Annotated in this window: 28 protein-coding genes; 21 read left to right on the top strand and 7 right to left on the bottom strand. The window is 35.0% G+C overall.

Annotation, left to right across the window (positions count from 1 at the left end):
* Positions 1-6: 6 nt before the first annotated feature.
* Positions 7-660: a hemolysin III family protein gene (locus tag HFD15_RS03330; protein WP_021464201.1), complete on the bottom strand. Its 654-nt coding sequence runs from the start codon at positions 658-660 to the stop codon at positions 7-9.
* 201 nt (positions 661-861) lie between these two features.
* Here HFD15_RS03330 and HFD15_RS03325 point away from each other — a divergent pair, with 201 nt between their 5' ends.
* From HFD15_RS03325 to HFD15_RS03305, 5 genes are all read left to right on the top strand, one after another.
* A complete protein-coding gene (locus HFD15_RS03325; protein ID WP_014570388.1) occupies positions 862-1,698 on the top strand; it encodes a DegV family protein in 837 nt (278 codons plus the stop codon).
* A 13-nt stretch (positions 1,699-1,711) separates the two neighbouring features.
* Positions 1,712-2,551 carry an SGNH/GDSL hydrolase family protein gene (locus tag HFD15_RS03320; RefSeq protein WP_370519720.1) on the top strand — a complete coding sequence of 280 codons (840 nt, stop codon included), beginning with the start codon at positions 1,712-1,714 and terminating at the stop codon, positions 2,549-2,551.
* Complete coding sequence (locus tag HFD15_RS03315; RefSeq protein ID WP_167593326.1) at positions 2,548-3,759, top strand: glycoside hydrolase family 3 N-terminal domain-containing protein; 1,212 nt, start codon at positions 2,548-2,550, stop codon at positions 3,757-3,759. The genes HFD15_RS03320 and HFD15_RS03315 overlap by 4 nt, the downstream gene beginning before the upstream one ends.
* A gap of 9 nt (positions 3,760-3,768) precedes the next feature.
* Entirely contained in the window at positions 3,769-4,425 is a 657-nt protein-coding gene (locus HFD15_RS03310) for a YpmS family protein (protein ID WP_010905401.1), read from the top strand.
* A 104-nt stretch (positions 4,426-4,529) separates the two neighbouring features.
* The gene (locus tag HFD15_RS03305) at positions 4,530-4,805 is read left to right on the top strand and encodes an HU family DNA-binding protein (protein ID WP_010905402.1); all 276 of its coding nucleotides are present in this window, start codon (positions 4,530-4,532) and stop codon (positions 4,803-4,805) included.
* Between the two features lie 91 nt (positions 4,806-4,896).
* Here HFD15_RS03305 and HFD15_RS03300 read toward each other — a convergent pair whose 3' ends face one another.
* Positions 4,897-5,394, bottom strand: a complete 498-nt coding sequence (locus HFD15_RS03300; protein WP_058208085.1) for a GNAT family N-acetyltransferase — start codon at positions 5,392-5,394, stop codon at positions 4,897-4,899.
* Between the two features lie 146 nt (positions 5,395-5,540).
* On the opposite strand from HFD15_RS03300, the gene HFD15_RS03295 reads away from it, so the two are divergent.
* From HFD15_RS03295 to HFD15_RS03260, 8 genes are all read left to right on the top strand, one after another.
* A complete protein-coding gene (locus HFD15_RS03295) occupies positions 5,541-6,050 on the top strand; it encodes a methylated-DNA--[protein]-cysteine S-methyltransferase (protein ID WP_167593327.1) in 510 nt (169 codons plus the stop codon).
* A gap of 13 nt (positions 6,051-6,063) precedes the next feature.
* On the top strand, positions 6,064-6,624 hold the full coding sequence (locus HFD15_RS03290; protein WP_003131759.1) for a bifunctional transcriptional activator/DNA repair enzyme AdaA: 561 nt from the start codon (positions 6,064-6,066) through the stop codon (positions 6,622-6,624).
* Between the two features lie 93 nt (positions 6,625-6,717).
* A complete protein-coding gene (locus tag HFD15_RS03285) occupies positions 6,718-7,527 on the top strand; it encodes an ABC transporter ATP-binding protein (RefSeq protein WP_039114681.1) in 810 nt (269 codons plus the stop codon).
* Positions 7,524-8,249, top strand: a complete 726-nt coding sequence (locus HFD15_RS03280) for an ABC transporter permease (protein ID WP_023163807.1) — start codon at positions 7,524-7,526, stop codon at positions 8,247-8,249. Before HFD15_RS03285 ends, HFD15_RS03280 begins: the two co-directional genes overlap by 4 nt.
* 62 nt (positions 8,250-8,311) lie before the next feature.
* Positions 8,312-8,770 (top strand): LytTR family DNA-binding domain-containing protein, encoded by a 459-nt coding sequence (locus HFD15_RS03275; RefSeq protein WP_058208084.1) that lies wholly within the window; start codon positions 8,312-8,314, stop codon positions 8,768-8,770.
* On the top strand, positions 8,767-9,144 hold the full coding sequence (locus HFD15_RS03270; protein ID WP_012897270.1) for a hypothetical protein: 378 nt from the start codon (positions 8,767-8,769) through the stop codon (positions 9,142-9,144). The genes HFD15_RS03275 and HFD15_RS03270 overlap by 4 nt, the downstream gene beginning before the upstream one ends.
* Before the next feature lie 113 nt (positions 9,145-9,257).
* A complete protein-coding gene (locus tag HFD15_RS03265) occupies positions 9,258-10,403 on the top strand; it encodes a cysteine desulfurase family protein (protein WP_167593328.1) in 1,146 nt (381 codons plus the stop codon).
* Positions 10,404-10,509: 106 nt separating this feature from the next.
* On the top strand, positions 10,510-11,388 hold the full coding sequence (locus tag HFD15_RS03260) for a C40 family peptidase (RefSeq protein WP_039114687.1): 879 nt from the start codon (positions 10,510-10,512) through the stop codon (positions 11,386-11,388).
* A 57-nt stretch (positions 11,389-11,445) separates the two neighbouring features.
* On the opposite strand, the gene HFD15_RS03255 is transcribed toward HFD15_RS03260, so the two are convergent.
* Together HFD15_RS03255 and cysK are read right to left on the bottom strand one after the other, a co-directional pair.
* The gene (locus tag HFD15_RS03255) at positions 11,446-13,095 is read right to left on the bottom strand and encodes a peptide ABC transporter substrate-binding protein (protein ID WP_167593329.1); all 1,650 of its coding nucleotides are present in this window, start codon (positions 13,093-13,095) and stop codon (positions 11,446-11,448) included.
* 210 nt (positions 13,096-13,305) lie between these two features.
* Positions 13,306-14,238, bottom strand: coding sequence for a cysteine synthase A (gene cysK, locus HFD15_RS03250; protein ID WP_003131750.1), 933 nt, complete (start codon positions 14,236-14,238; stop codon positions 13,306-13,308).
* Between the two features lie 217 nt (positions 14,239-14,455).
* Here cysK and HFD15_RS03245 point away from each other — a divergent pair, with 217 nt between their 5' ends.
* Positions 14,456-15,541 (top strand): LysM peptidoglycan-binding domain-containing protein, encoded by a 1,086-nt coding sequence (locus tag HFD15_RS03245; protein WP_058208082.1) that lies wholly within the window; start codon positions 14,456-14,458, stop codon positions 15,539-15,541.
* 39 nt (positions 15,542-15,580) lie between these two features.
* On the opposite strand, the gene HFD15_RS03240 is transcribed toward HFD15_RS03245, so the two are convergent.
* The 3 genes from HFD15_RS03240 to recU all read right to left on the bottom strand — a co-directional run bounded on the left by HFD15_RS03240 (position 15,581) and on the right by recU (position 18,917).
* Complete coding sequence (locus HFD15_RS03240) at positions 15,581-16,213, bottom strand: MBL fold metallo-hydrolase (RefSeq protein WP_003131748.1); 633 nt, start codon at positions 16,211-16,213, stop codon at positions 15,581-15,583.
* Entirely contained in the window at positions 16,214-18,208 is a 1,995-nt protein-coding gene (locus HFD15_RS03235; RefSeq protein ID WP_058208081.1) for a transglycosylase domain-containing protein, read from the bottom strand.
* 79 nt (positions 18,209-18,287) lie between these two features.
* Complete coding sequence (recU, locus tag HFD15_RS03230) at positions 18,288-18,917, bottom strand: Holliday junction resolvase RecU (RefSeq protein WP_167593330.1); 630 nt, start codon at positions 18,915-18,917, stop codon at positions 18,288-18,290.
* 80 nt (positions 18,918-18,997) lie between these two features.
* Here recU and HFD15_RS03225 point away from each other — a divergent pair, with 80 nt between their 5' ends.
* From HFD15_RS03225 to tig, 7 genes are all read left to right on the top strand, one after another.
* On the top strand, positions 18,998-19,522 hold the full coding sequence (locus tag HFD15_RS03225) for a DUF1273 domain-containing protein (protein ID WP_010905434.1): 525 nt from the start codon (positions 18,998-19,000) through the stop codon (positions 19,520-19,522).
* Between the two features lie 159 nt (positions 19,523-19,681).
* A complete protein-coding gene (spx, locus tag HFD15_RS03220) occupies positions 19,682-20,068 on the top strand; it encodes a transcriptional regulator Spx (protein WP_010905435.1) in 387 nt (128 codons plus the stop codon).
* 91 nt (positions 20,069-20,159) lie between these two features.
* Entirely contained in the window at positions 20,160-20,441 is a 282-nt protein-coding gene (locus HFD15_RS03215; RefSeq protein WP_003131743.1) for a UPF0223 family protein, read from the top strand.
* On the top strand, positions 20,407-21,186 hold the full coding sequence (locus HFD15_RS03210) for an inositol monophosphatase family protein (protein WP_058208079.1): 780 nt from the start codon (positions 20,407-20,409) through the stop codon (positions 21,184-21,186). The genes HFD15_RS03215 and HFD15_RS03210 overlap by 35 nt, the downstream gene beginning before the upstream one ends.
* Before the next feature lie 93 nt (positions 21,187-21,279).
* On the top strand, positions 21,280-22,572 hold the full coding sequence (murA, locus tag HFD15_RS03205) for a UDP-N-acetylglucosamine 1-carboxyvinyltransferase (RefSeq protein ID WP_058208091.1): 1,293 nt from the start codon (positions 21,280-21,282) through the stop codon (positions 22,570-22,572).
* A complete protein-coding gene (locus HFD15_RS03200; RefSeq protein ID WP_003131739.1) occupies positions 22,572-22,763 on the top strand; it encodes a DNA-directed RNA polymerase subunit beta in 192 nt (63 codons plus the stop codon). Before murA ends, HFD15_RS03200 begins: the two co-directional genes overlap by 1 nt.
* A gap of 156 nt (positions 22,764-22,919) precedes the next feature.
* Positions 22,920-24,203, top strand: coding sequence for a trigger factor (tig, locus tag HFD15_RS03195; RefSeq protein ID WP_033900528.1), 1,284 nt, complete (start codon positions 22,920-22,922; stop codon positions 24,201-24,203).
* Positions 24,204-24,467: the final 264 nt, after the last annotated feature.

Genomic DNA, 24,467 nt, shown 5'->3' with positions numbered 1-24,467 from the left:
TTTATCTTATCCCACATAAAGGTAAACAGAGAAGAACATGAGCATTGCAGCCAGTAAAACAAAGAGGTGCCATACCACATGGGCAAAAGGAAATTTAAAGTGATAGATGAGTGCTCCAACAGAATAAACAACGCCACCAGCGACTAAAAGCCAGAAACCTACGGGATGCAGGGCGTTCCATAAAGGATAAATGACAATTAAAATCATCCAACCAAGAACGACGTATAAAACGGTTGATAATTTTGGTGTTTTACCCCATTTTGGTAAGTATATTGATGTTAAAACAATCCCTAAAATAGAACATATCCAAATAACTGCTAGGACAATCCAACCTAGCCAATTGTTTAAAGCAACTAAACAGTAAGGGGTATAAGTTCCAGCAATCAAAAAGAAAATTCCGTTGTGGTCAAAAACTCGAAAGACTTTGACTGCTTTAGTAAAATGTAAACTGTGCGCTAAAGTTGAACATAGAAAAAGAATGACTAACGAAGCTCCATAGATTGTAAAAGCAACCACTTCAAGTGCAGAACCAGATGCGGCACCTTTAATGACAAGGAGAACTAATGCTGCAATTGCTAGACCAGTTCCTGCTCCATGAGTAACTGCATTGAAAATCTCATTGAGAATCTGATAGGTTTTTGAACCTTGTGTTTCTTCCATTTGGTCTCTCCAATTTATTGATTTATTCAGCTTTTGAGCAATTTTTAATTTGTTTTTGGAATCAAAAAAATAATATTATCAACCTTTTTTGCTCTTTCCAACTGAAAATTTGTTATAATATATGATAGCACAAATTGTATAGAAAAGGAATTGGACTGCCGACTTTCTCTTATGAGAAAAATGGGAGTTCAGATAGTAAATATGCCAATAAAAATTGTGACAGATTCATCCATTACGATTGAGCCAGGAATTGCTCGTGAACTTGACATTACTATTGTTCCGTTGTCAGTAACGATCGATGGAACAATGTATTCAGACGACGACTTGAAGTTTGAAGATTTCATGGTCAAGATGGCTGCATCAAAAAACTTGCCTAAAACAAGTCAGCCACCAGTTGGTGTTTTTGCCGAGGTTTATGAAAAAATTGCTGCTGAGGATGATGAGATTATCTCCATTCATTTAACAGAAGCATTGTCAGGAACAGTAGAAGCAGCACGCCAAGGGGGAATGCTTTCAGGTCGTAACGTAACGGTCATTGATAGTGACTTTACTGACCAAGCACAAAAATTCCAAGTGGTTGAAGCAGCGCGCCTAGCAAAAGCAGGAGCATCTAAAGAAGAAATTTTAGAAAAAATTAAATATATTCGAGAAAATACAGAGCTTTTTATCGGATTTTCAACATTAGAAAATTTGGTTAAAGGTGGTCGTGTCAGTCGAATGACAGGACTATTTGGAAGTCTTTTACAAGTTCGCGTTATTGGAACTTTGAAAGACCGTGAATTGAATACTCTTTTACGTGGACGTGGAAGTAAAACTTTTTATAAATGGCTTGAAGAACTTTCAGATTCTATTAGTAGTTCTGGACGTAAAATCCGTGAAATTGGAATTTCTCATGCTCAAGGTTTAGAATTTTCACAAAAAGCGAAAGAAGTTTTGCAAAAATTTGTTGAAAAACCTATTTCAATTTTAGATACCAACACGACAATTGCCACTCATACAGGTCCTGGAGCTTGGGCAATTATGATTGATTATGAATGATAAATCTAAAAATATGATGAAAAATTTTATACATACATTTGCCGGCTTGTTGCTGGCAATTTTGCTAATTTTGGGCTTCTTTTTGCTCCTTTTTCCAAAGGCAGGGGACCGATTTTTAGCTGACAAAAAAGTTTCAACTCTGTCAGCAAAAAATCTGACTTATGCAGCTTTAGGAGATTCACTGACAGAAGGAGTTGGAGATGCCACAGGACAAGGTGGTTTTGTCCCTTTATTTGCCAAAGATATTGAGAATAAGACAGATAGCTCTGTCAGTAGTCAAAATTTTGGGAAAGCTGGAGATACAAGTACTCAAATCCATAATCGTATGATGAAAAGTAAAAAAATTACTGACGGCTTAAAAAAGGCTGATATCATTACGATTACCATTGGAGGAAATGACGTCTTAAAAGTCATTCGTGATAATGTCAGCAAACTCTCATCAATGACAGAAAAAGATTTTACTAAGCCAGGGGAACTTTATCAAGCACGAGTGAAAAAATTATTAGATAAAATTCGTGAAGACAATCCCAAAGCGCAGATTTATGTCCTCGGAATTTACAATCCTTTTTATCTTAATTTTCCTGAGCTTACAGTCATGCAGAATGTGATTGATAGCTGGAATACAGCGACTGCTGGCGTTGTAAGTCAAGAAAAGAACACTTATTTTATTCCAATCAATGACTTACTTTATAAGGGTTCAGGAGATAAACAAGCGGTTGAATCTGGCAGTACATCCGATGCAGTTTCCAATAACTTACTTTATACAGAAGACCATTTCCACCCAAATAACGTAGGTTATCAACTTATGGCTGATGCAGTATTTGCAAGTTATAAGGAGGTCAACCAAAAATGACTAAGCGCTTAAAGAAAAAAGCAAAACCAGTTGTTTTTCTAGCTCTTGTTCTTGGTTGTGCATTAATTTTATCAGGAGTTCTTGGTTTGGCGGGACATTTAAACGAACAAGAATCGTCTAAAACAAAAAAGAAAAGTCAATTGTCAGAAACTAAAAGGAGTTCAACTTCCCCAAAAAATATGGATAAAAATATTGAGCAGATGACTTTGGAACAAAAAGTTGGTCAGTTATTTATGACAGGAATGCCAGCAAATAACTATAATCAGGCAACTTTTGATGCGATTGAAAAGTATCAAGTAGGTAGTATTATTTTGACTGGTCGCTCTAATCTCAGTGTCCCAGAAATGAAAGATATTACTGACAAACTACAAGGCTTAGCACCGGCTAATCGCAAACTCTTGATATCCTGTGACCAAGAGGGAGGAAATGTTCAAGTTCTCCAAGGTCAGGGTTTTCCACAGATTCCTGATGGATTAACTCAAGGAAGTTGGACAGCTGATAAATTACAAAAGGAATCACAAACTTGGGGAAGTGAACTTTACGCAGCTGGAGTGAATTTTGACTTAGCACCAGTTGCTGACCAAGTTTTATCTGCCGACTTTGCTCCACAAAATGCTCCAATTGGCTATTGGAGTCGCCAATATGCTTATGATAAAGCAAGTATCATAAGCCATGCTCAAGCATTTACGGAAGGCATGAAAGCAGCCAAGGTTTTGACAACTGCTAAACATTTTCCAGGGCTTGGAGCGGTGACAGGCAATACAGATATCAGTGCAGGTGTTAGAGATGACCAAACGAATTCCAATAGCGAATCTGTTCAAATTTTCAAAGATTTAATCTCTTCTGGGACACCTTCGATTATGACCGCAACCGCTATTTATGATAAAATTGACCCTAATCTTCCCGGTGCTTTTTCATCCAAAATGGTTGATGGTTTACTACGGAAACAATTAGGCTTTGATGGTTTGGTTATTACAGATGATTTATCAAATGCTGTCCAAGTACAATCATGGACGCCTGGTCAAAGGGCAGTTTTAGCATTGTCAGCAGGAAATGACCTTGTTTTAGCAAATGAGCCTACACAAATTCCAGAAATGATCTCAGAAGTTTTGCAAAAGGTAAAAGCAGACCCAGACTTTGCTAAAAAAATCAGTCAATCAGCCACAAGAGTGATTAAAGTAAAAGAAGAAATGAAACTTGTAGAATAGAGAAGCAAAATGGAAAATAACGAAAATCAAACAAGAAAATCAAAAACAAAAAATTCCACTAAGCCAAAAACTGAAAAAGAAGAAGGTCTTAAAAAACGTCCTATTTGGAAATGGCTCTTTATTATTCTTTTGGCTCTGAATATAGCTGGAGTTGTGTTTATTGCCATTCGCGTGACTAGCCCAAGAGACCAAACGGTTCTCAATCAAAAATCAACTAATAGTTCAGACCAAAAGGTTGCTCAGATTACGAGCACAACTTCGCAGCTTAATGAATTGATAAATAGTTATTTAGAAACTTATCAAACTAAAGAAATGACTTATAAGTTTTATATTTCTAATCAACAAGCAGTTCTTGAGGCATCTTATAAACTTTTTGGAACCAAAATTCCACTTTATATTTATTTTGAACCTCTGGCACTCTCAGATGGTTCAATTAGTCTATCTGTCCAAAATATTTCTGCTGGAAGTTTGAGTTTACCAACTTCAGAAGTTCTGCAAATTGTTAAGGCATACGACTTGCCAGACTTTGTTCAAGTTGAAAGTAAGAAAAATCAAGTGGTCATTAATTTGTCCAAAATAAATGTCTCAGGTAATCTTTATATTAAAGCGAATCAAATTGATTTAGCCAAAGGGAATTTTGTCTTTGATTTCATGAAAAAAGCCTGAAAAACGCATTAAAATGGCATTTTGACTTGCAAACTAGGCTAAGATTTGCTAAAATGAAAATTGCCTATGTTTAAGGTAAAAAACAAATGGAGGACATTTCTAAAATGGCTAACAAACAAGATCTTATCGCTGAAGTTGCAGCAAAAACAGGATTGACTAAAAAAGATTCAGAAAAAGCAGTTAATGCTTTTGGTGAAGTTGTAACTGAATTCCTTGCAAAAGGTGAAAAAGTTCAATTGATCGGTTTTGGTACTTTCGAAACTCGCGAACGCGCAGCTCGTGAAGGACGTAACCCACAAACTGGTGAAGCAATCAAAATCGCTGCTACAGTTGTTCCTGCATTCAAAGCTGGTAAAGCATTGAAAGACGCAGTTAAATAATTATAGCTATTAAGCATTAAACACCGTAATTTTACGGTGTTTTTTTCTTGTCTGTCATTAAAATAAAAAACATATCCCGGGATATGCTTTTTTAGATTTCCTTTGTAAAAAAAGATTCAGTGATAATTTCCCCTAAATTTTCTTCCTTAACAATTCCTGTGTCAGAAAAACCAAGTTTCTTGTAAAAGTGAATGGCATTTTCATTGCTACTTAGTACCCACAGACCAACTTTTGGATAATTCTCTGTTGAAAGTTCTTCTAAGGCGAATTCAAGCATTTTTCGACCTATTTTATGTTTTTTATAGGAGTCAAGTAAGTATATTCCATGAATTTCACCAAAGTTTTCTTCAAAAGAATTATTCCGAAGAGGGCCCCAACCGCAAAAACCAATAATTTTGCCTTCAACAATGGCAACCACTGCATTTGAACAAAGATTATTTTTAAAAATATTAATGCTTGATTCAAGCGTTCTGTTTTTTAAGAAACTTTCTGGGAGAAGTCCAGTGTATGTTTCTAACCAGGCTTTATAGTGAACAAAAGCAATTTGCTCATAATCATCTGGGAGTGCTTTTCTTAGTATTACTTTCATTGTCAGACCCTTAATCTTTTTTTATATTATATCATTTATCAAGAATGATATTCAAAAAAATGAAAAAGCCAAATAGTGATGTTTTCTGCCTTATTTTTTTGTTATACTATTGAATATAAAAAAGTCGGAACGAAGAGGAGGGGAAAATGTTAGCTAAAAAAAACTATCAGTCACCTTTAGGAGAAATAACGCTTTTAAGTGATGAAACTTATTTATTAGGAGTGTGGTTTAAAGAGCAAAAATACTTTGCGGCCAATTATGATTTAAATCAGGCAAAAGAGGATAAGAGTCTTCCAATTATTAATGCTATAGAATGGTTGGACGCTTATTTTAAAGGAGACAACCCTGATTTTAAAAAAATAAAATTGAAACCAGAAGTAACGGAATTTAGAAAAAAAGTACTCAAAATATTAAGTGATGTCCCCTATGGTAGTCTAATTACTTATAAAGAAATATCAAATCTCCTTCAGGTTAATGAAGAGAAAAAAAGAAATATGTCACAGGCGGTTGGTGGAGCAGTTGGACATAATCCACTTTCAATCATTATCCCTTGTCACCGAGTTGTGGGGATCGATGGTTCCATGACAGGATACGCTGGTGGACTAGAGAAGAAAAAAGCTCTTTTGAGACTTGAGCAAGCACATTTAAAAAAATAATTGGAGTTTTCATTTGGAAATTACTGACGAAACTTGGGAAATCATTAAAAATAATGATAAAAACTTTGATAATAAGTTATGGTATGGCGTAGCAACGACCAAAATATTTTGTCGTCCTTCCTGCGTCTCTAGACTACCAAAAAGAGAGAATGTAAGTATTTTTCAAGCAGCCGAGCAAGCCTTAGAAGAAGGTTATCGTCCTTGCAAAAGATGTCGACCAATGGATAAAATTATACCAAATGAGGTTTGGGTAGAAGAGATTGATTTACTTTTAAAAAATCATTATGATGAGGACTTAAGTCTTGAGGAGCTTGGACAAAGACTTCATGGTTCTTCGTCTTATCTTCGCCATATTTATAAAAAAATAAAAGGGCTAACTCCACAGCAAGAACTAACAAGAATAAGACTTGAGCAAGCAAGAATACGATTGCTTAAAGGAAATGAAGCAATCTCTGAAATTGCGCGTGACGTTGGAATGATGAATACTCCTTATTTTATAAAATCTTTTAAAAAGCGCTATGGACTTGCTCCCAATCAATACCGTAAAGCTTATAATATAAATTCCAAAAAATAGGAGAAAAAACTCTTATTTTTTTATCCCTAAAATTGCTTAATTTATCCCAGACTTTTGGTCAGTACTTTTGATAGATTGAGTTAAAATAGCAATATGAAAATAAAAAATATAAAAAAATCCTATGGTAACAATCAAGTGCTAAATGATATCAGTTTTGAATTAAAAGCTGGTGATAAGGTTGCTTTATTAGGTAATAATGGTGCGGGAAAATCAACATTAATGAATATTATTAATGGAAATGTCAAGGCTTCTTCAGGAAAAATTGAATATGGCAAAATGAAACCGACTTCCAATAATACTGGTTATATCATGCAAAATATGACCTTACCTCCTGATGCTTTAGTCAGTGAAGTTTTAGCTTTGTTTTCAAATGATGAACAATCTAAAGAATATGGCTTAAAACTGGTCAAAGAATTTAAAATGGAATCCTATTTAAAGCAAAGATTTTCAAATTTATCTGGTGGTCAAAAACAAAAACTCTTTTTGGTATCTGCACTACAAAATAGTCCTGAATATTTCTTTTTGGATGAAATTACAACGGGTCTTGACAGTGAGAGCAGAGGAGAGCTTTTTAAATTTTTATCTTCAAATTTGAAAGTAAAAAATTCAACTTTACTTTTGGTAACCCATTATTTAGAAGAAGCATTGCAATTATGCGACCGATTTATCATTCTTAAAGATGGAAAAATTATTGCAGATTTACAAAAATCAGATTTAATTCAAGAAGAATTTTCTTTTGTTGAATTTTTAGTAGAAGTTCCAGAATTTGAAGCCTATAAACTAAAAGAAAAACAGTACAAATTACCAAAGGAATTGGCTGAACAAGCCATCATTAAATTCAATAAAGAACTTGTTTTATATCAAAAGACTTACCGTATCAACTTGGAGGAACTATTATCATGAAATTTCTAAAATATTTTACATTTGAACTACGTTTACGCTATCGGAATCCTTCACAAATTTTCTTTGTATTTATCTTTCCCTTATTTTTAATGTTTGCTTTTTCATCAAGTTTTGGAAAAAGCATACCACATTATATTGAAAATAATATTGCATCAATATTATTATACAGTGTTCTATCAGCTAGTTTGACTTCACTGTCAGTACAAATTGCTGACTATCAGTCTGGAAAAATTTATCAATTATTTGTCCAAAGAGGAATAAAAAAATTATTTTATATTATTGCACAAATTGTTAGTTTTATGATTATTATCTTTTGCTCAACGCTTGTTATTCTAGTAGTTGCTCATTATGCTTATGATTATGAGTTTCCTAAGTTGAGTTTATTAATTCTTTTTTATCTAAAACTTTATTTATATTCAATTCCATTTTGTTTATTAGCAATGATTATTGGACTTCTTGCTAAAAACACGGCAACAGCAAGTGCGATTGCTATGCCTCTGATGTTTCTTTCCTTCTTCTTTTCAGGAATGATGATTCCGTTAGCACAACTTTCAGGAGGAATTCGTAAGATTGCTGACAATTTTTTCCTCACTCAGTTACTTTCTGATTTAAACCATACATTAACTTCCAACTATACAGTCGTTCCAAATTGGTCAAGAATATCTTTAAGTGTCGGATTGATTTGTCTCTTAGCCCTATTAGTTTATCGAAGAAAGGCCTAAATACTTTAGCTTTTGTCAGTTAAATAATTGTTTAAGTGAGTATTTATTTATATAATGAAAAAGTGAAATTAAAAAAACAAATTGACCCTAATATAGAAGAAACGGAAATTGTCATTGTTGCTCGAAGGCAAGAAGAATTTTCGGCTATTGTAAAAGAATATCATTTAGAAGATTTGTCTTCTATAGATAACGAAAAACTCTATTTGGCAACAAATAAAGGTTTTGAGATTGTTAATATCAGAGAAATTTTATATTTAAAATCAGAAAAAAATTATCTAGATTTCCATATGACGGATGGAGTGATAAGAGTAAGATCTCCTCTCTATTTTTATGAGAAAAAATTGGCTTTGAATTTTATTAAAATATCAAGAAATACTCTGGTTAATTTTGAACAAATAAGGCGCTTGGAAACAGACTTTGTTTACGGAGTATTGCTTTATCTCGGAGATGAAAAGTTGCCTGTCAGTCGTAGATACTTGGCAAATATCAACAAGAAGTTAGAAGAAGGAGCTAAAAAATGAAATATGTAATTTCGGGACTCAAAGGTGCCTTCATTGCTATAGTATGTGGAGTCTTGCTTACTTTGTATTTTGGTGGAGAAATTGATTTTGAATCAATGACTCTAATTCTTGTTTATGGTTTTGTTCAGGGGGCCATGTCTAAATTGATAGATGAATATGTCACAATTGCCTTGCTTGAATTTGTTAGTCAAGCTTTAGCAAGTTATTTGCTGGCTTGGGGTTACTTATTAGTTAATACTTGGCTTTTTGATAGCTCGTGGCAACATCATATTTGGAGTTTTACTATTACTTGGTTGCTCATTTTTATTTTGGTATATCTTTATTCAATCGTCAGAAATCGGAAAATTGTCAAAAGATTTAATAGACAGAAATAGCGAATGTCAAAAGTTTTTTATGGTAATTTAATCATCATTCTTATATTTTAGTCAAACTTTTCGGTATTTTTTGTGTTAAAATAAGATTGATTTTTAAATATTAAGGATAAAAAATGATATATTTTGATAATTCTGCTACGACAGCAGTTAATCCAATGGTTTTACGAACTTATACAGATGTTGCAACAAAAATTATGGGAAATCCGTCAAGTCTACATGGTTTGGGGACAACAGCGACGAGATTATTAGAGGCTTCAAGACGACAAATTGCTGAACTGTTGGGAGTCGATTCACAAGAAATATTTTTTACAAGTGGAGGGACTGAAGGAGATAATTGGATTTTAAAGGGTGTCGCTTTTGAAAAGCGTCCTTATGGTAATCACATCATTGTTTCTAATGTAGAGCATCCAGCTGTAAAAAATACAGCAGAATGGTTAAAAACGCAAGGTTTTGAAGTTGATTTTGCACCTGTTGATGGGGATGGTTTTGTTATTGTTTCTGAGCTTGAAAAATTGATTAGAGATGAAACGATTTTGATTTCAATCATGGCAGTCAATAATGAGGTTGGAACTATTCAACCGATTGGCGAAATTTCTGACCTACTTGCTGATAAGCCAACAATTTCTTTTCATGTAGATGCAGTACAGGCCATTGGTAAAATTCCATTAGAGGCTTGGTTGACAGAGCGGGTAGATTTCGCGGTTTTATCTGCTCATAAATTTCATGGGCCACGTGGTGTGGGAATTGTTGTTGCAAAAAAAGGGAAAAGACTGACTCCGCTTTTACATGGGGGAGGTCAAGAGCATAATTGGCGTTCGACTACAGAAAATTTAGCTGGAATTGCTGCGACTTCTAAAGCCCTTCGTTTAGCTTTAGATGATGATGACTTTAAACGTCAAAAAGTACGAGCAATGAAGCAGGTGATTTTAGAAGAGTTAGAAAAGCATCGAAAAGTTCATGTTTTTAGTAAAGTGGAGAATTTTGCTCCTAACATTTTGACCTTTGGGATTCGTGGGGTTAGAGGTGAGGTCGTTGTTCACGCTTTTGAACAACATGAAATCTATATTTCGACAACCTCAGCTTGTTCTTCAAAGAAAAATGCGGCGGCTGGAACTTTAGTTGCGATGAATGTCCCTTCAAAATTAGCAACAAGTGCGGTCAGGATTTCTCTTGATTCAAAAAATAATATGGCTGAAGTTGAACAATTTTTGACTGTTTTTCGACAAATTTATCAAGAATTAGAAAAAGTAAGTGGTTAAATATTTTATAAAAGTGATTTGAAGATAATTTCAAACCACTTTTCTTATCCAAATCTTAAATTGTTCTTATTAAGTTATCATTAAACTTGGAGTGGTATAACTAGATATGGAAAAAAGAACAAGAGATTATAAAAAAAATGGCTCTAAAAAAATGAGTAAACAAGGGAAAGTACTTATTCTAGCTTTATTAGCATTTCTAATTTTCTTTGTTAGCTTTAAAATATATCATAGTAAAGATGTTCAGGCTTCAACGATTAAATTGGTTAATAAATCAAATGAGACTTATGCTTACTCTGGTTCAAAAAAATTAACGGGTCTTCAAAAAATTAATGGGAATAATTATTATTTTGATTCAACAACAGGTGTGATGAAGACAGGTTTGATGACTTTGGATGGTGGAACGGTTTATTTCAGTCCACAAACGGGAAAAATGGTTTATGGATTACAAAAAATTAATGGTTATTATTACTATTTCACAAAAAAAACGGGTAAAGATGATGTGGTTAAAGCTTATGAAGCGGTGGCCAGCCAATTGAAATCTGATAATTCAGTGATTGAAAAAACAATTTCATCAGGAATGAAACTGGTTGGGAAAAGTCCATATGTTTATGGTGGAGGGCGCACTGATGATTCGGTAGCTGCCAATGAATTTGATTGTTCGAGTTTTATTGCTCAAATGTTTCGGTTAGGCGGTCAATCTTTGGTTTATCAATTTGCGGCTTCAACCTCTTTGCTAGCTCAAACTGGCGAGGCTGAAGATTGGTCAGATAAGGCGCGTGGTGATTTATTAATTACAGCTGACGATGCAAGTGAGGATGAGCAACATGCGGCTATCTATCTTGGCGGAGGATTTATTCTACATGACTCAACAAGTACTGATGGAGTGAGCATTAGTCGTTTAAATCAGGTCATCAATAAGAAAGTTTTAGGGACAATGGCTTGGGGACAACTTTTTGAGCCAGGACATGTTCGTCGTGAAGTTTAAAATTTACTGACAGAATAAAAAAATTTACTGACAAAAATCTGTCAGTAAATTTTTTTATTATTTAGCGATTTCAGCATGACGTAAATCAAAAATCATGGCTGAGTTATAAGTTGAAATTCCTTTAAGTTTTGGATTTAATAATAAAGAAACAGATTCAGTGGCTAAGGGATTGACATTAGCGGCCTCATATAGTGCATTCTCAGCATCTTTATAATGAGCATAACGTTTATCAGCTGACAGAACGTCAGGAGCTGTAGTCGCTGCTTGATAGGCTTTATCAAAGTTAGGGTTTTTGACTAATCCATGATTCATTGTACTTCCTGATACAAAATTCATCAAGAAATCAGAGGGTTCATTGTAATCTGCACCCCAACTTGTCAGCAGAATTTGGAAATTATTATTTTGAGCATCTTTTTGACGTTGAGCTGAAGAAACGAGTTTCTCATTAATGGTTAAACCTGGTAAATCTTTTTCGAGATTGCCTTTAAGATAGTCAACCGCTGCCTTGGCAAAGGAATTGTCATTTGCTCCTTCAAGTTCAAGAGTAATTGATGTTTTTCCTAATTCTTTTAGACCTTCTTTAAAAAGTTCAGCGGCTTTTGTGGCATCATATTTATAAGGTTGGGCAGCGTAAGTTGCGAAATCTTCTCCATTTGGTGCTTGATCTAATTTTTTAGGAGTCACTGTATTCGTAATTGAAAAACTTGGCGCCGCAATTTCTAACAAGTTTTTTCTATTTGTCGCTAAGTTTAAAGCTTGACGAATTTTTAAGTTTGAAAGTTCGGGAACTTTACCAGATTGATTGTATTCTAAAACATCAATTCTTGGTGAAGTTAGTGCTTTATAATCTTTATTTTTCTTATTTGCAGAAACTAATTCCGGAGTGGCCAAATTAGCGACATCAAGTTTTCCAGATTTGAAAAGATTAACAGAGGTGTTAGGATTATTTACAATTTGATAAGTTGCTCCAGAAAGCTTAACATTTTTGGCGTCATAGAATTGATCATTTTTTACAATTGAAAAAGTTTCATTTGAACCAGTCCAATTATTTTTTCCTTTGACAAATTTGAAAGCACCATTATAAAGACTGGTGTCTGAACTTGTTCCATATTTATTTCCCATTTTTTTAACGAAAGCTTCATTGACAGGATAATAAGCTGGGAGTGTCAGCAATTTATTGAAGTAAGAAGTAGGTGTTGCCAAAGTGATGACTAATTTTGTATCAGATTCAGCTTTAATTCCAAGGGTATCAACTGGTTTTTTACCAGTCATTATTTCGCTGGCATTAGCAACAGGTGTTAAGGCATATGCGTATTGTGAACCAGTTTTTGGGTCAACGGTTCTTTGCCAACCATAAACAAAATCAGCAGCTCTTAATTTAGCACCGTTTGACCACTTTAAACCGTCACGCAAAGTTACATTATAAGTTTTGCCATCTTTTGAAATGTCAATTGATTTTGCCAAATCGTTGACAACTTGCGCTTTGGGATTCCAACGGACAAGTCCAGCATCAACATTGAGAAGAACATCAATGGAATTGACGTCAGCAGCCATGCTAGTGTCAAGGGTTAAAATATTGCTTGCAAAGCTGTATTTGGCTTCTTGAGCGGAATCTTCAGATTTACTGACAGAATGTCCACAGGCTGTCAGTAAAAGGGCAGCAGAAAGTGAAATTGCAGAGAAAGCAAAAATTTTTGATTTATTCATGAAATTGTTTTTTCCTTATTAAAATTTTCCAAGAGCAAAGCGCTCCCAAAATAACTTTACCCTAAAATAGTGAAATATAAAAATATGTTGTTTGGATTTTAGATAAAAAATACTGACAGGAAAATCAGAAAATTTTGTCAACCTTTTTAGCTGATTTATCTTCTCAAATTTCTGTCAGTAACTTTTTTACTTTCTGTCAGTGAAAATTATTTATTTTTCAGACTCAAAATCATAAAGAGCCGTTGATAAGTAGCGTTCTCCATTATCAGGAGCAATCGCTAACACTTTTTTACCCTTACCTAATTTTTTAGCTACTTCAAGGGCAGCATAAATGGCTGCGCCCGAAGAAATTCCAACTAAAAATCCTTCTTTTCCTCCAAGATGACGAGCCGTTAAAATGGCATCATCTCCTTTGACCCGAATGATTTCATCATAAGATTTAGTGTCAAGATTCCCAGGAATAAAACCAGCAGAAATACCTTGGATTTTATGTGGGCCAGCAGCCTCACCCGAGAGAATAGCAGATTCATCAGCTTCGACAACATAAGTTTTGATAGTTGGATTTGCTTTTTTGAGGGCATGCGAAACTCCTGTTATCGTTCCACCAGTCCCTGCACCTGCCACAAAGGCATCAAGTCCAGTTGGCCCAAAAGCATCAATAATCTCAGCTCCTGTTGTTTTTTCATGAATTTCAGGATTTGCGGGATTTTCAAATTGCATGGCAAGAAAATAACCTTCTGTTTCTGAGAGTTCTTTTGCCTTAGCAATTGCTGCTTTCATTCCACCACTAGCGGGTGTTAAAACTAATTGAGCCCCGTAAGCTTGAATCAATTTGCGACGTTCAAGTGAGAATGACTCTGGCATGACAATGACAACTTTGTAACCCAAAGCAGAGCCAACGAAGGCGAGTCCAATTCCTGTATTTCCAGAAGTCGGTTCAACGATTGTTCCACCAGGTTTTAAACGTCCGTCGGCCTCAGCCGCCCGAATCATTGCAAGGGCAATCCGGTCTTTCACAGAACCACCAGGATTGAAAGCTTCAAGTTTGACATAGACATCAGCACTCTCTGCTGGAACATGTTGAAGTTTAACAATTGGAGTTTGTCCTATTAATTCAGTAATGTTATCATAAATTTTAGTCATTTTTTCGCTCCTTTTACTTTATTATAGCTCAAATAAAAAGATTTGCCTCCTAATATTATAATCATGGCTCTAAAAAAAATTTATGATGTGAAATTTAAAAAATAATAAAGAAAAGACTTTACAAATCGCCAGAAAATTTTTATACTAGTAAGTAACAATAAAAATACAATTGGCATATTTTAGTCAAAAAATTATCTAATATTAAAGAGGAGACTCGATGAAACAGAAACATAAATTAGCGCTTGGTGCGTCAATTGTTGCTTTGGCAAGTCTTGGTGGGATTAAAGCACAAGCTGCATCTGTTCAAGAAATTATTAACGCTGCGGTACCAGTGGCAAATGACTACGGACTTTATCCATCAGTAATGATTGCCCAAGGGATTTTAGAATCAAGTGGTGGACAAAGTGCCTTAGCAAGCAATTATAATAATATTTTTGGAGTTAAATACACTTCTGGTACACCTGTTTATCTACCAACACAAGAGTATTTGAATGGAACAATGACAAATGTTGTTGAACCCTTCCAAGCTTATAGCTCAGTTTATGACGCATGTGTTGCCCAAGCTAAAATGTTACGTGCTTCATCATATTATTCTGGGGCTTGGCGTGAAAATACAAGTTCTTACTTAGATGCGACAGCTTGGCTTGAAGGACGTTATGCCACGGATCCAACTTATGCTTCTAAATTGAATAGCGTGATTTCTGAACTTGGTTTAAGTGTTTATGACCAAGGAGGAGAAATATCAGGAGGAACTGCTGTTACAACTAGTTCATCAGCCTCAACAAATTCAGCTGGCACATACAAAGTACAAGAGGGTGATTCATTATCAGCAATCGCTGCTCAATATGGTACAACTGTTGATGCACTTGTGTCAGCAAATAGTTTAGAAAATGCGAACGATATTCATGTAGGAGAAGTTTTGCAAGTTGCTGGTGCTAGCACAACTACAACAAGTACCAATACAACTTCCAATGTATCGTCAAGTTCTACTTATACCGTCAAATCAGGAGATAGTTTATATTCGATTGCGGAACAATATGGAATGACTGTTTCATCACTGATGTCAGCCAATGGAATTTATGATGTTAATTCAATGCTTCAAGTAGGACAAGTATTGCAAGTAACTGTAAGTACTAGTGCAACAACTTCAAACACAACGACTTTAAACAGTTATACAATTCAAAATGGTGACAGCATTTATTCAATTGCCACAGCAAATGGTATGACAGCTGACCAATTAGCAGCCCTCAATGGATTTGGAATTAATGACATGATTCATCCAGGACAAACAATTAGAATCTAAATAAAAAAGTTACTGACAATAGAATCAGTAACTTTTTTTTTATTGGAAAAAAGGATTATTTTGTTTTTCAGTACCAATACTTGTTTTGGGACCATGACCAGGAAAGACTTGAGTATTTTCATCAAGTGTGAAGAGCTGCTCACGAATTGATTTTAAAAGTTGCGCTTGATTTCCAGTAGGTAAATCCCAGCGTCCTATAGCATTCTTAAAAAGTGCGTCTCCACTAAATACAAAAGACTCATTTTCCAATTTAAAAAGCAGACTTACTCCACCAATAGAATGTCCCGGCGTTTCGAGCACTTGAAACTTGAAAGCATCAATATCGTAAAACTGATTAATTTCATAAAAATAATCAGCTTCAGGGCCAGTCACAGCAGTTCCTAGGAAAAAGAATGATGCATTTAATTTAGGATTTTTCATCCATTCTTTTTCAGCTGAATGAAGATAAATAGGAACATCAGGAAAATGTTTCCTTAGTTCATTCAGCCCTATAATGTGGTCGAAATGAGCGTGTGTCAGTAAAATAGCGGAGATTGTTTTGTCAGTAATTTTAAGACGTTCAAGAAGTGCTGACGAATCACTTCCAGGATCAATAATGAGATGTGAAGTAGAATTGCTCAGGAGATATGTATTCTCCTGAGCAATTTTATTAACAATTTTTTCAATTTTCATTTAACTACCATTAGCGGAGGATTGACTTATTGTTTGACCAGAACTATCTGTTTTAACAAGAGCAGTTCCTTCTTGACTAACACCCTCAGGCATTGTCCATGTCGCAACAGATGAAGGATCAGGAGTAAGTTGAGTCATCATAGATGAGAAAACTTTGGTTGCAATCTGAGTACTTGTACCATAAATTGGCGTCATTCGATTTGAATAACCGGTCCAAACAGCCATTGAATACTGAGGAGTATAACCAACAAAGTTTTCGTCTGGAGAAACCATACCTGGAAGGGAACCGTATTTCTCAGTGATTTGATCCATTTCACTATCTGTATAGTTAGATGTACCAGTTTTACCAGCGGCTGCTAAGCCGGGAACAGCAGCGTAAGAACCAACAGATTCAGAAAGTGGCAATGTTAAAACACTTTGAAGAATATTGGTCATGATATAAGCGGTTGAGGCTTGCATTGCTCGTGAGCGGACCGGTTTGTATTCAACTGTACGACCATCGGGGAAGACAACTTTGGAAACATAATAAGGTTTAGTGTAAATCCCACCATTTGAGAAGGCAGCATAAGCAGCAGCCATTTTTTCAGAACTTGCTCCACCATTTTTAGAGTTACTAGAGATGGCATTAGAGTATTCCAGAGGATCTAAAGTAATTCCTAGACCATTAACAAATTTGCTAGAATTATCTAGTCCAACATTGATTAAAGTTTTAACAGCTGGGATGTTACGTGAAAGTGCTAAGGCACTTTTGACAGTCATTGAACCAAAATAAGTATTATCCCAGTTTTTTAAAGGCGTTCCATTTGGATAAGTAGTTGGGGAATCGGAAACATAATTATTAGTTGAAGTATAAATATTATTTTCAAAAGCTGGACCGTAGTCGACAATTGGCTTCATGGTCGAACCCCAATCTCGGTCTGTTTGCACGGCTTGGTTAAAGCCAAAAGTAACATTGCTTGGTTGATTACGACCACCAATTTGTGCAATTACAGCACCTGTTTTGACATCAGTAACAGTTGAAGCAACTTGCATTGTATCATCTGGATAAGTGATATAGTTGCCAGTGTTAACAATATTATATAGATTTTGTTGGGCTGTTGTATCAAGAGTAGTATAAATTTTAGCTCCCTCAGTCAAAATATCATCTCCAGCCAAAGTTTTAGCTTGAGCAATTGCCTGTTTGAGGAAATTATCAGCATAACTTGGAATAGTTATACTTTGTTTTAAAGGTTGAAGTCCATCATCAATTGGGGTAGCCAGTGCTTTCTTTTCTTCTTCAGCTGTAATTTTATCGTAACGACGCATTGCACGGATAACCATATCACGGCGCCATTTAGCAGAAGTAGGGTTAGTATATGGATTATAAGTATTAGGAGCTTGAGGCATTCCAGCAAGTAGGGCAAGTTGAGCGATTGAAAGCTGAGTTAAATCTTTGCCATAATAGGCTTGGGAAGCAGTTCCCATTCCATAATAACCATTTGCCATATTAACCTTATTAACATAAGCTGTAAAAATTTGCTCCTTGGTCCATTTTTGGTCTAATTTTAAGGCCATCCAAGCTTCTTGAATTTTAACACTCAAAGTTTGGTCTGATTCATCGGTTGAGAAGAATGAAAGCTTAATGAGCTGCATATCAAGTGTAGAACCACCGTTTAAAGAACCACCTTTTAAATTATTAACAAAAGCTCCAGCAATCCGAATGGGGTCAATTCCACGAGTATTGAAGAAACGATGGTCTTCAATAGAAGTAACCGCATTAACCAACATTACTGGAATATTATCAGTTTTAACCAGATTTCTTTGTTCAGCTCCTAAAGTTGCCACCACTTTTTCGCTAGAGTCATAAACTTTAGTAGAAGGTTTAGATTCAAGTTTGTCCAAAGTGAGTGCAGGTGCATCCTTAGCATAATAAACGAAAACGGCGCCCCCAGCGGCTAAGGCTAGGATAATTAAAGAAAAGAAAGCAATTAAAAATAATTTTACTGCCGTCCACATTTTAGATTTGGCGGAACCGCGTTTCGTACGTTTTTTTTGTTTATTTTTCTTAGATTTAGTAGAAATTTTACTGTACCTCTCAAAGTTTATTCACAATTTCTAGATAAGGAATTCTAGGAATGTGGTTCGTTTCAATTTTATAGCCATTTTCGCGAATATGAGAAAGCGGAATTGACTTTAAACCGCCTTTTTCGTAATAAAAAGTAATCAAACACGAAGATGGAAGAAGATATGTTTCATTTAACCTTGCAAAGTGCAAGAGGACAAAAGCAATTCCCCCTTGAGCGAGAACATTACTCATGTGAACAATTTGATGCTCATGGAAATTTTTTAGAGGGAAAACAGTTTTTTGCTGTGTTTCCTTTGCTTCAAAGTCGATGTAGTGACCTTTATAGACTCCAGAGTAGTCAGTAGTAGATGCTTGCCTGAAGTAAGCTTCTGTAATTTTTGCACGACTCCTTTGTGGATAATCTACTTTAACGATTTGAATTGGTGTTGGCTTTTTGTGGATAACTGCAAGTCCACGAGAAAGATAATACTCATTTGTTGCATTAATTTCAGCTTCAAAATTCATTCCCCGCTTCCCGAAGGCAACCATCCCTTTGGTTTTTGAGGTGCTTTTTTTAGTTACTGACAGCTCTGTCAGTGATTTTTTTTTCTTAGGAACAGTGCTGTAAGCTTGCGACCTTCCATTAGGATAATTAACCATTCTGTTTTCTACCTTTATAAAATTCTCAGTTAGTTATATAATGTCTATTATAACATAAATTTTACAAGGGGAAAATATTTATGAATTCACTACTAATCATGGGTTATACAAGTTTTGACCTAGGTATTTTCAATGAAAAAGACATAAAAGTATCAATAATAAAAAAAACAATTAGAAGAAAATTAATTAATTTTTTGGAGGAAGGCCTTCGTTGGATTATTTTTACAGGTAATTTGGGTTTTGAATACTGGGCGTTGGAAGTAGCAAAGGAACTTCAGACAGATTATGACTTTCAAATTGGGACAATTTTTTCTTTTGAAACACATGGCCAAAATTGGAACGAAAGTAATCAAGTTAAGTTGGCAGCTTTCAAGCAAGTAGATTTTGTGAAATATGCTTTTGAAACTTATGAAAGTCCAAGCCAATTCCGGCAGTACAATGATTTTATACTGGAAAATACCGAGGGAGCTTTTGTTTTTTACGATGAAGAAAATGAGACAAAATTAAAATATATGGTTGAAAAAATGAAACAAAACACTAATTATGAAGTTTATTTGCTTGATTTTGAAGATTTACAAGAAACTTTTGAAGAAATGAATGAGTGATTTCGTAATTTTTAGAAGAAAATAATTACTAAAAATCATAACGTCACTTTTTTTGCGATATTAATTTTGATATAATACTTAGCAGATGTAAATTAGTTTTTATCCAATGAGGAGAAAAATAAACTTACTGATAATTTTAAAAGGATGGGAAATAGGACTGTGATTGATTTATATTTGTCGCCATCATGTACCAGTTGCCGTAAAGCGCGCGCTTGGTTGCAAAGCCATAAGGTTCCCTTTGTAGAGCACAACATTTTGACACAACCGATGACAACAAACGATTTGCGTCATATCTTGACGAAAACGGAAAATGGAACAGAAGATATTATTTCGACACGGTCAAAAGTTTTTCAAAAATTGGCTGTGGATGTTGATAATTTGACTATTAATGAATTATTAGACTTGGTAACAGAATTTCCAAATCTATTAAGACGTCCAATTATTACTGACTCAAAACACCTACAAATTGGCTTTAACGAGGATGAAATTCGTGCATTTTTGCCACGTGAATATCGTCGAGCAGAAATGTTAAGTACAATAGATTAAGATTTAGGCAGCAAAATTTACTGACAACAATTCTGTCAGTAAATTTTTGCTGAATTTTATAGATTTTTTAGCCTGAACGGGCAGGAGAAACATGAAAGAAAATTATAATTATCCTCTTGATTTAAGTTGGAGTACTACTGAAATGACAGAAGTGCTCTCTTTTTTCAATCAAGTTGAAAAATTTTATGAAAGCAAAGTTGAAAAAGAAGTTTTTTTAGAATCCTATAATGCTTTCAAAAAGATTGTTCCCTCAAAAATGCAAGAAAAACAGCTTGGACGTGATTTTGAACTAAGCAGTGGTTACTCACTTTATCATGCAGTCAAGGAGGTAAAAGCTAGTGGAAAACGATTTGTCAGTGCTGACAAGGCTTGAATTAGCTAAAGATTGGGTAAGAGATGCTGGAAATTTCTTAAAAGAAAATATAGCTGCTCCGTTGGAAATTACTGAAAAGACTCGCTATGATGACTTAGTGACAAATTTTGACAAAGAAGTCCAAGAACAAATAGTAGCCAATATTCTCCATCATTTCCCGGAAGATAAAATTTTAGCCGAAGAAGACGAAGAAAAAATAAAGTTCGATTCAGAAATTCCGCATCTCTGGGTCTTAGACCCCATTGATGGAACAACAAATTTTATTGTTCAAAAAGATAATTTTGCCGTGATGCTTGCTTATTATGAGTATGGTGTTGGTAAATTTGGTCTGATACTAGATGTAATGAAGGATAAACTTTATTGGTGTGATAGCCACAAAGCCTTTTGTAATCAAAAAGAATTGGAACTCAAAGAAAGACCTTTGGCTCAAAGTTTACTTGGAGTGAATAGTTACATGTATAGATCTAATAGTGGAGGCTTGTTAGATTTAAGCCATCAAACTTTAGGGGTTCGTATCATTGGCAGTGCAGGTATCAGCTATGGTCAGCTTCTGGAAGGAAAGATAATTGGCTATTTCAGTAATCTTCAACCTTGGGATTATGCAGCCGGAAGTATTATTGCTGAAAGAATTGGCTATGTTACATTGAACATATCGGGTGAAAGTCCCCATTTTAACTGTAGAGAGCGAGTATTCACTGCCCCCTCATACTTAATTTCTGAAATACAAAAATACATCAAAAAATAAACAGAGTGAAATATTTCAGAAAAATGGAAGGTACTTTTGTGTTATAATCTAAAAATATAAAATAAAATTTAGAGGAAAAATAGGATTTAAATGATGGATAAAATAATTGTAAAAGGTGGGCAAACAAAACTTCAAGGTGAAGTTGAAATTGAAGGAGCAAAGAACGCCGTTCTTCCTCTTCTTGCAGCAACATTACTCGCTAGTGAGGGTGAAGTTGTACTTACTAATGTCCCTATTTTAAGCGACGTTTTTATGATGAATAATTTGGTAAATCATCTTGGAACTGCGATTAGCTTTGACCAAGAAGCAAAGAAAATTATTGCTAAATCAAATTCAGAAATAAAAACAACTGCACCATATGAGTATGTCAGCAAAATGCGTGCCTCAATCGTTGTTATGGGACCAATCTTAGCCCGCAACGGACAAGCACGTGTATCAATGCCAGGTGGATGTTCCATTGGATCTCGACCAATTGATTTACATTTACGCGGTTTTGAACAAATGGGAGCAACAATCACTCAAAATGCTGGTTATATTGAAGCTAAGGCTGATAAATTAAAAGGAGCTCATATTTATCTTGACTTTCCATCAGTAGGAGCTACTCAAAATCTTATTCTTGCTGCAACACTAGCTGACGGGACAACAACACTTGAAAATGCAGCACGTGAACCAGAAATTGTTGACTTAGCAAACCTCCTAAATAAAATGGGAGCAAATGTCAAGGGGGCCGGAACAGATACAATTATTATTAAAGGTGTTGAAAAAATGCATGGGGCAAACCATTCAGTTGTTCAAGACCGAATTGAAGCAGGAACTTTCATGGTTGCGGCCGCAATGACACAAGGTGATGTTTTAATCAAAGATGCGATTGCTGAACATAACCGTCCATTGATTTCAAAACTTAGCGAAATGGGTGTTAATTTTACCCAAGAAGAATCTGGACTTCGAGTTGTTGGGCCTGAAAAACTAAAAGCAACAAGCGTTAAGACTTTACCACACCCAGGATTTCCTACAGATATGCAATCACAAATGACAGCTGCTCAGGCCGTTGCCGTGGGAGAATCAGTGATGGTAGAGACAGTATTTGAAAATCGTTTCCAACATTTGGAAGAAATGCGTCGTATGGGATTGGAAGTTGACATTACTAGAAATACAGCGCTTATTCAAGGAAATTCAAATTTACAAGGTGCTGCGGTAAAATCAACAGATTTACGTGCAAGTGCCGCATTGATTCTTTTGGGATTGGTTGCCAAAGGGCAAACAACTGTTAGAAGATTAAGTCATTTAGACCGAGGCTACTATAAATTCCATGAAAAATTAAAAGCTCTGGGAGCTGATATTATTCGTGTAGAAGACGAAGACGGAGAAGGAGAAGGAGAAGGCTAATGTTTAAGAAAACCATAAAATTTTTAGGACTAAGACTCTCTATTATTATTTTTGTTATAGTTCTACTAGTTCTTGCCGCCGTTTTAGGACTTATGGTTGGTTATGGTTTTCTAGGTGGAGGAAATCCTTCCAACGTTTTCAACCATAATTTATGGAAAGAAGTTATGGATAAACTTAGCCCTGCAAAATAATAAAAGACTTGATTCGGAAGAATCAGGCCTTTTATTTTGCTAAGAAATTACATTTTATAAGTCAAAAAAGCTAGTCTTTCTTGAAATATAGCGGATTTTATGCTATTCTTGAAAGGTATGAATTTCTGAGCTCAGGCTCAAAATAAGGAGAAAAAAATGACTGTAAGTTTTGAAAAAACTAGTGATACTAAAGGTACACTCTCATTTTCAATTGACCAAGAAACAATTAAAACTGGGCTTGACAAAGCCTTTAATAAAGTAAAAGCTAACATTAGCGTTCCTGGTTTCCGTAAAGGTAAAATCAGCCGTCAAATGTTTAATAAAATGTACGGTGAAGAAGCACTTTTTGAAGAAGCTTTAAACGCTGTTCTTCCAACTGCTTATGATGCAGCTGTAAAAGAAGCTGGTATCGAACCAGTTGCACAACCAAAAATTGATGTTGCAAAAATGGAAAAAGGTTCTGACTGGGAATTGACTGCAGAAGTTGTTGTAAAACCAACAGTTTCACTTGGTGACTATAAAGACCTTACAGTTGAAGTAGAAGCAACAAAAGAAGTTTCTGACGAAGAAGTTGAAACACGCTTGACTAACTCTCAAAACAATTTAGCTGAACTTGTAGTAAAAGAAACTGCTGCTGAAAATGGTGATACTGTTGTTATTGACTTCGTTGGTTCAGTTGATGGTGTTGAATTTGAAGGTGGAAAAGGTTCTAATCACAGTCTTGAACTTGGTTCAGGTCAATTCATTCCAGGATTTGAAGAACAACTTGTTGGAACTAAAGCTGGTGAAACTGTAGAAGTTAAAGTTACATTCCCAGAAAACTATCAAGCTGAAGAACTTGCTGGTAAAGAAGCACTCTTTGTTACAACTGTTAATGAAGTAAAAGCAAAAGAATTACCAGAACTTGATGATGAACTTGCTAAAGATATTGACGAAGAAGTTGAAACTTTGGATGAGCTTAAAGCTAAATTCCGTAAAGAACTTGAAGAATCAAAAGCAGAAGCTTATGATGATGCTGTAGAAACTGCTGCAATCGAAGCTGCTGTTGCCAATGCTGAAATCAAAGAAATTCCAGAAGAAATGATTCACGAAGAAGTTCATCGCGCTATGAACGAATTTCTTGGTGGAATGCAACAACAAGGAATCTCTCCAGAAATGTACTTCCAAATTACTGGAACTTCTGAAGATGATCTTCATAAACAATATGAAGCAGACGCTGACAAACGCGTGCGTACAAACTTGGTAATCGAAGCAATTGCTGCTGCTGAAAACTTTACAACTTCAGATGAAGAAGTTAAAGCAGAAATTGAAGATCTTGCTGGTCAATACAACATGCCTGTTGAACAAGTTGAAAAACTTCTTCCGGTTGATATGCTTAAACATGATATTGCAATGAAAAAAGCAGTAGAAGTTATTGCAACAACAGCAAAAGTAAAATAATTTCATATAATAATGATAAAAAAATAAGTGTCAGTAATTACTGGTACTTATTTTTTTATTATTAATTCAAATTTTGAGTGAGATTTAGTTCATGGATTTATCATAATAAGTGAAAAATCGATCCAATTATGAATATAAGTTATAAAAAGTATACATGATAAAACATGACAACCGTGGGATTTTCCGGACGTAAGATAAAAAAAGGTATAAAAGTCACAGTTAATTCTTGACAAGTTTAGGTAGGTTTGATAGAATATAATAGTT

It is taken from the genome of Lactococcus sp. EKM203L, assembly GCF_011800585.1.
Lineage (GTDB): Bacteria > Bacillota > Bacilli > Lactobacillales > Streptococcaceae > Lactococcus > Lactococcus lactis.
This window is presented reverse-complemented; position numbering and strand designations above follow the sequence as displayed.

Excerpts from the sequence above, each read along its gene's own strand:
- HFD15_RS03330 (WP_021464201.1), bottom strand. The coding sequence starts at position 660 with ATGGAAGAAACACAAGGTTCAAAAACCTATCAGATTCTCAATGAGATT.
- HFD15_RS03325 (WP_014570388.1), top strand. The coding sequence starts at position 862 with ATGCCAATAAAAATTGTGACAGATTCATCCATTACGATTGAGCCAGGA.
- HFD15_RS03320 (WP_370519720.1), top strand. The coding sequence starts at position 1,712 with ATGATGAAAAATTTTATACATACATTTGCCGGCTTGTTGCTGGCAATT.
- HFD15_RS03315 (WP_167593326.1), top strand. The coding sequence starts at position 2,548 with ATGACTAAGCGCTTAAAGAAAAAAGCAAAACCAGTTGTTTTTCTAGCT.
- HFD15_RS03310 (WP_010905401.1), top strand. The coding sequence starts at position 3,769 with ATGGAAAATAACGAAAATCAAACAAGAAAATCAAAAACAAAAAATTCC.
- HFD15_RS03305 (WP_010905402.1), top strand. The coding sequence starts at position 4,530 with ATGGCTAACAAACAAGATCTTATCGCTGAAGTTGCAGCAAAAACAGGA.
- HFD15_RS03300 (WP_058208085.1), bottom strand. The coding sequence starts at position 5,394 with ATGAAAGTAATACTAAGAAAAGCACTCCCAGATGATTATGAGCAAATT.
- HFD15_RS03295 (WP_167593327.1), top strand. The coding sequence starts at position 5,541 with ATGTTAGCTAAAAAAAACTATCAGTCACCTTTAGGAGAAATAACGCTT.
- HFD15_RS03285 (WP_039114681.1), top strand. The coding sequence starts at position 6,718 with ATGAAAATAAAAAATATAAAAAAATCCTATGGTAACAATCAAGTGCTA.
- HFD15_RS03280 (WP_023163807.1), top strand. The coding sequence starts at position 7,524 with ATGAAATTTCTAAAATATTTTACATTTGAACTACGTTTACGCTATCGG.
- HFD15_RS03270 (WP_012897270.1), top strand. The coding sequence starts at position 8,767 with ATGAAATATGTAATTTCGGGACTCAAAGGTGCCTTCATTGCTATAGTA.
- HFD15_RS03265 (WP_167593328.1), top strand. The coding sequence starts at position 9,258 with ATGATATATTTTGATAATTCTGCTACGACAGCAGTTAATCCAATGGTT.
- HFD15_RS03260 (WP_039114687.1), top strand. The coding sequence starts at position 10,510 with ATGGAAAAAAGAACAAGAGATTATAAAAAAAATGGCTCTAAAAAAATG.
- HFD15_RS03255 (WP_167593329.1), bottom strand. The coding sequence starts at position 13,095 with ATGAATAAATCAAAAATTTTTGCTTTCTCTGCAATTTCACTTTCTGCT.
- cysK (WP_003131750.1), bottom strand. The coding sequence starts at position 14,238 with ATGACTAAAATTTATGATAACATTACTGAATTAATAGGACAAACTCCA.
- HFD15_RS03245 (WP_058208082.1), top strand. The coding sequence starts at position 14,456 with ATGAAACAGAAACATAAATTAGCGCTTGGTGCGTCAATTGTTGCTTTG.
- HFD15_RS03240 (WP_003131748.1), bottom strand. The coding sequence starts at position 16,213 with ATGAAAATTGAAAAAATTGTTAATAAAATTGCTCAGGAGAATACATAT.
- HFD15_RS03235 (WP_058208081.1), bottom strand. The coding sequence starts at position 18,208 with ATGTGGACGGCAGTAAAATTATTTTTAATTGCTTTCTTTTCTTTAATT.
- recU (WP_167593330.1), bottom strand. The coding sequence starts at position 18,917 with ATGGTTAATTATCCTAATGGAAGGTCGCAAGCTTACAGCACTGTTCCT.
- HFD15_RS03225 (WP_010905434.1), top strand. The coding sequence starts at position 18,998 with ATGAATTCACTACTAATCATGGGTTATACAAGTTTTGACCTAGGTATT.
- HFD15_RS03215 (WP_003131743.1), top strand. The coding sequence starts at position 20,160 with ATGAAAGAAAATTATAATTATCCTCTTGATTTAAGTTGGAGTACTACT.
- murA (WP_058208091.1), top strand. The coding sequence starts at position 21,280 with ATGGATAAAATAATTGTAAAAGGTGGGCAAACAAAACTTCAAGGTGAA.
- HFD15_RS03200 (WP_003131739.1), top strand. The coding sequence starts at position 22,572 with ATGTTTAAGAAAACCATAAAATTTTTAGGACTAAGACTCTCTATTATT.
- tig (WP_033900528.1), top strand. The coding sequence starts at position 22,920 with ATGACTGTAAGTTTTGAAAAAACTAGTGATACTAAAGGTACACTCTCA.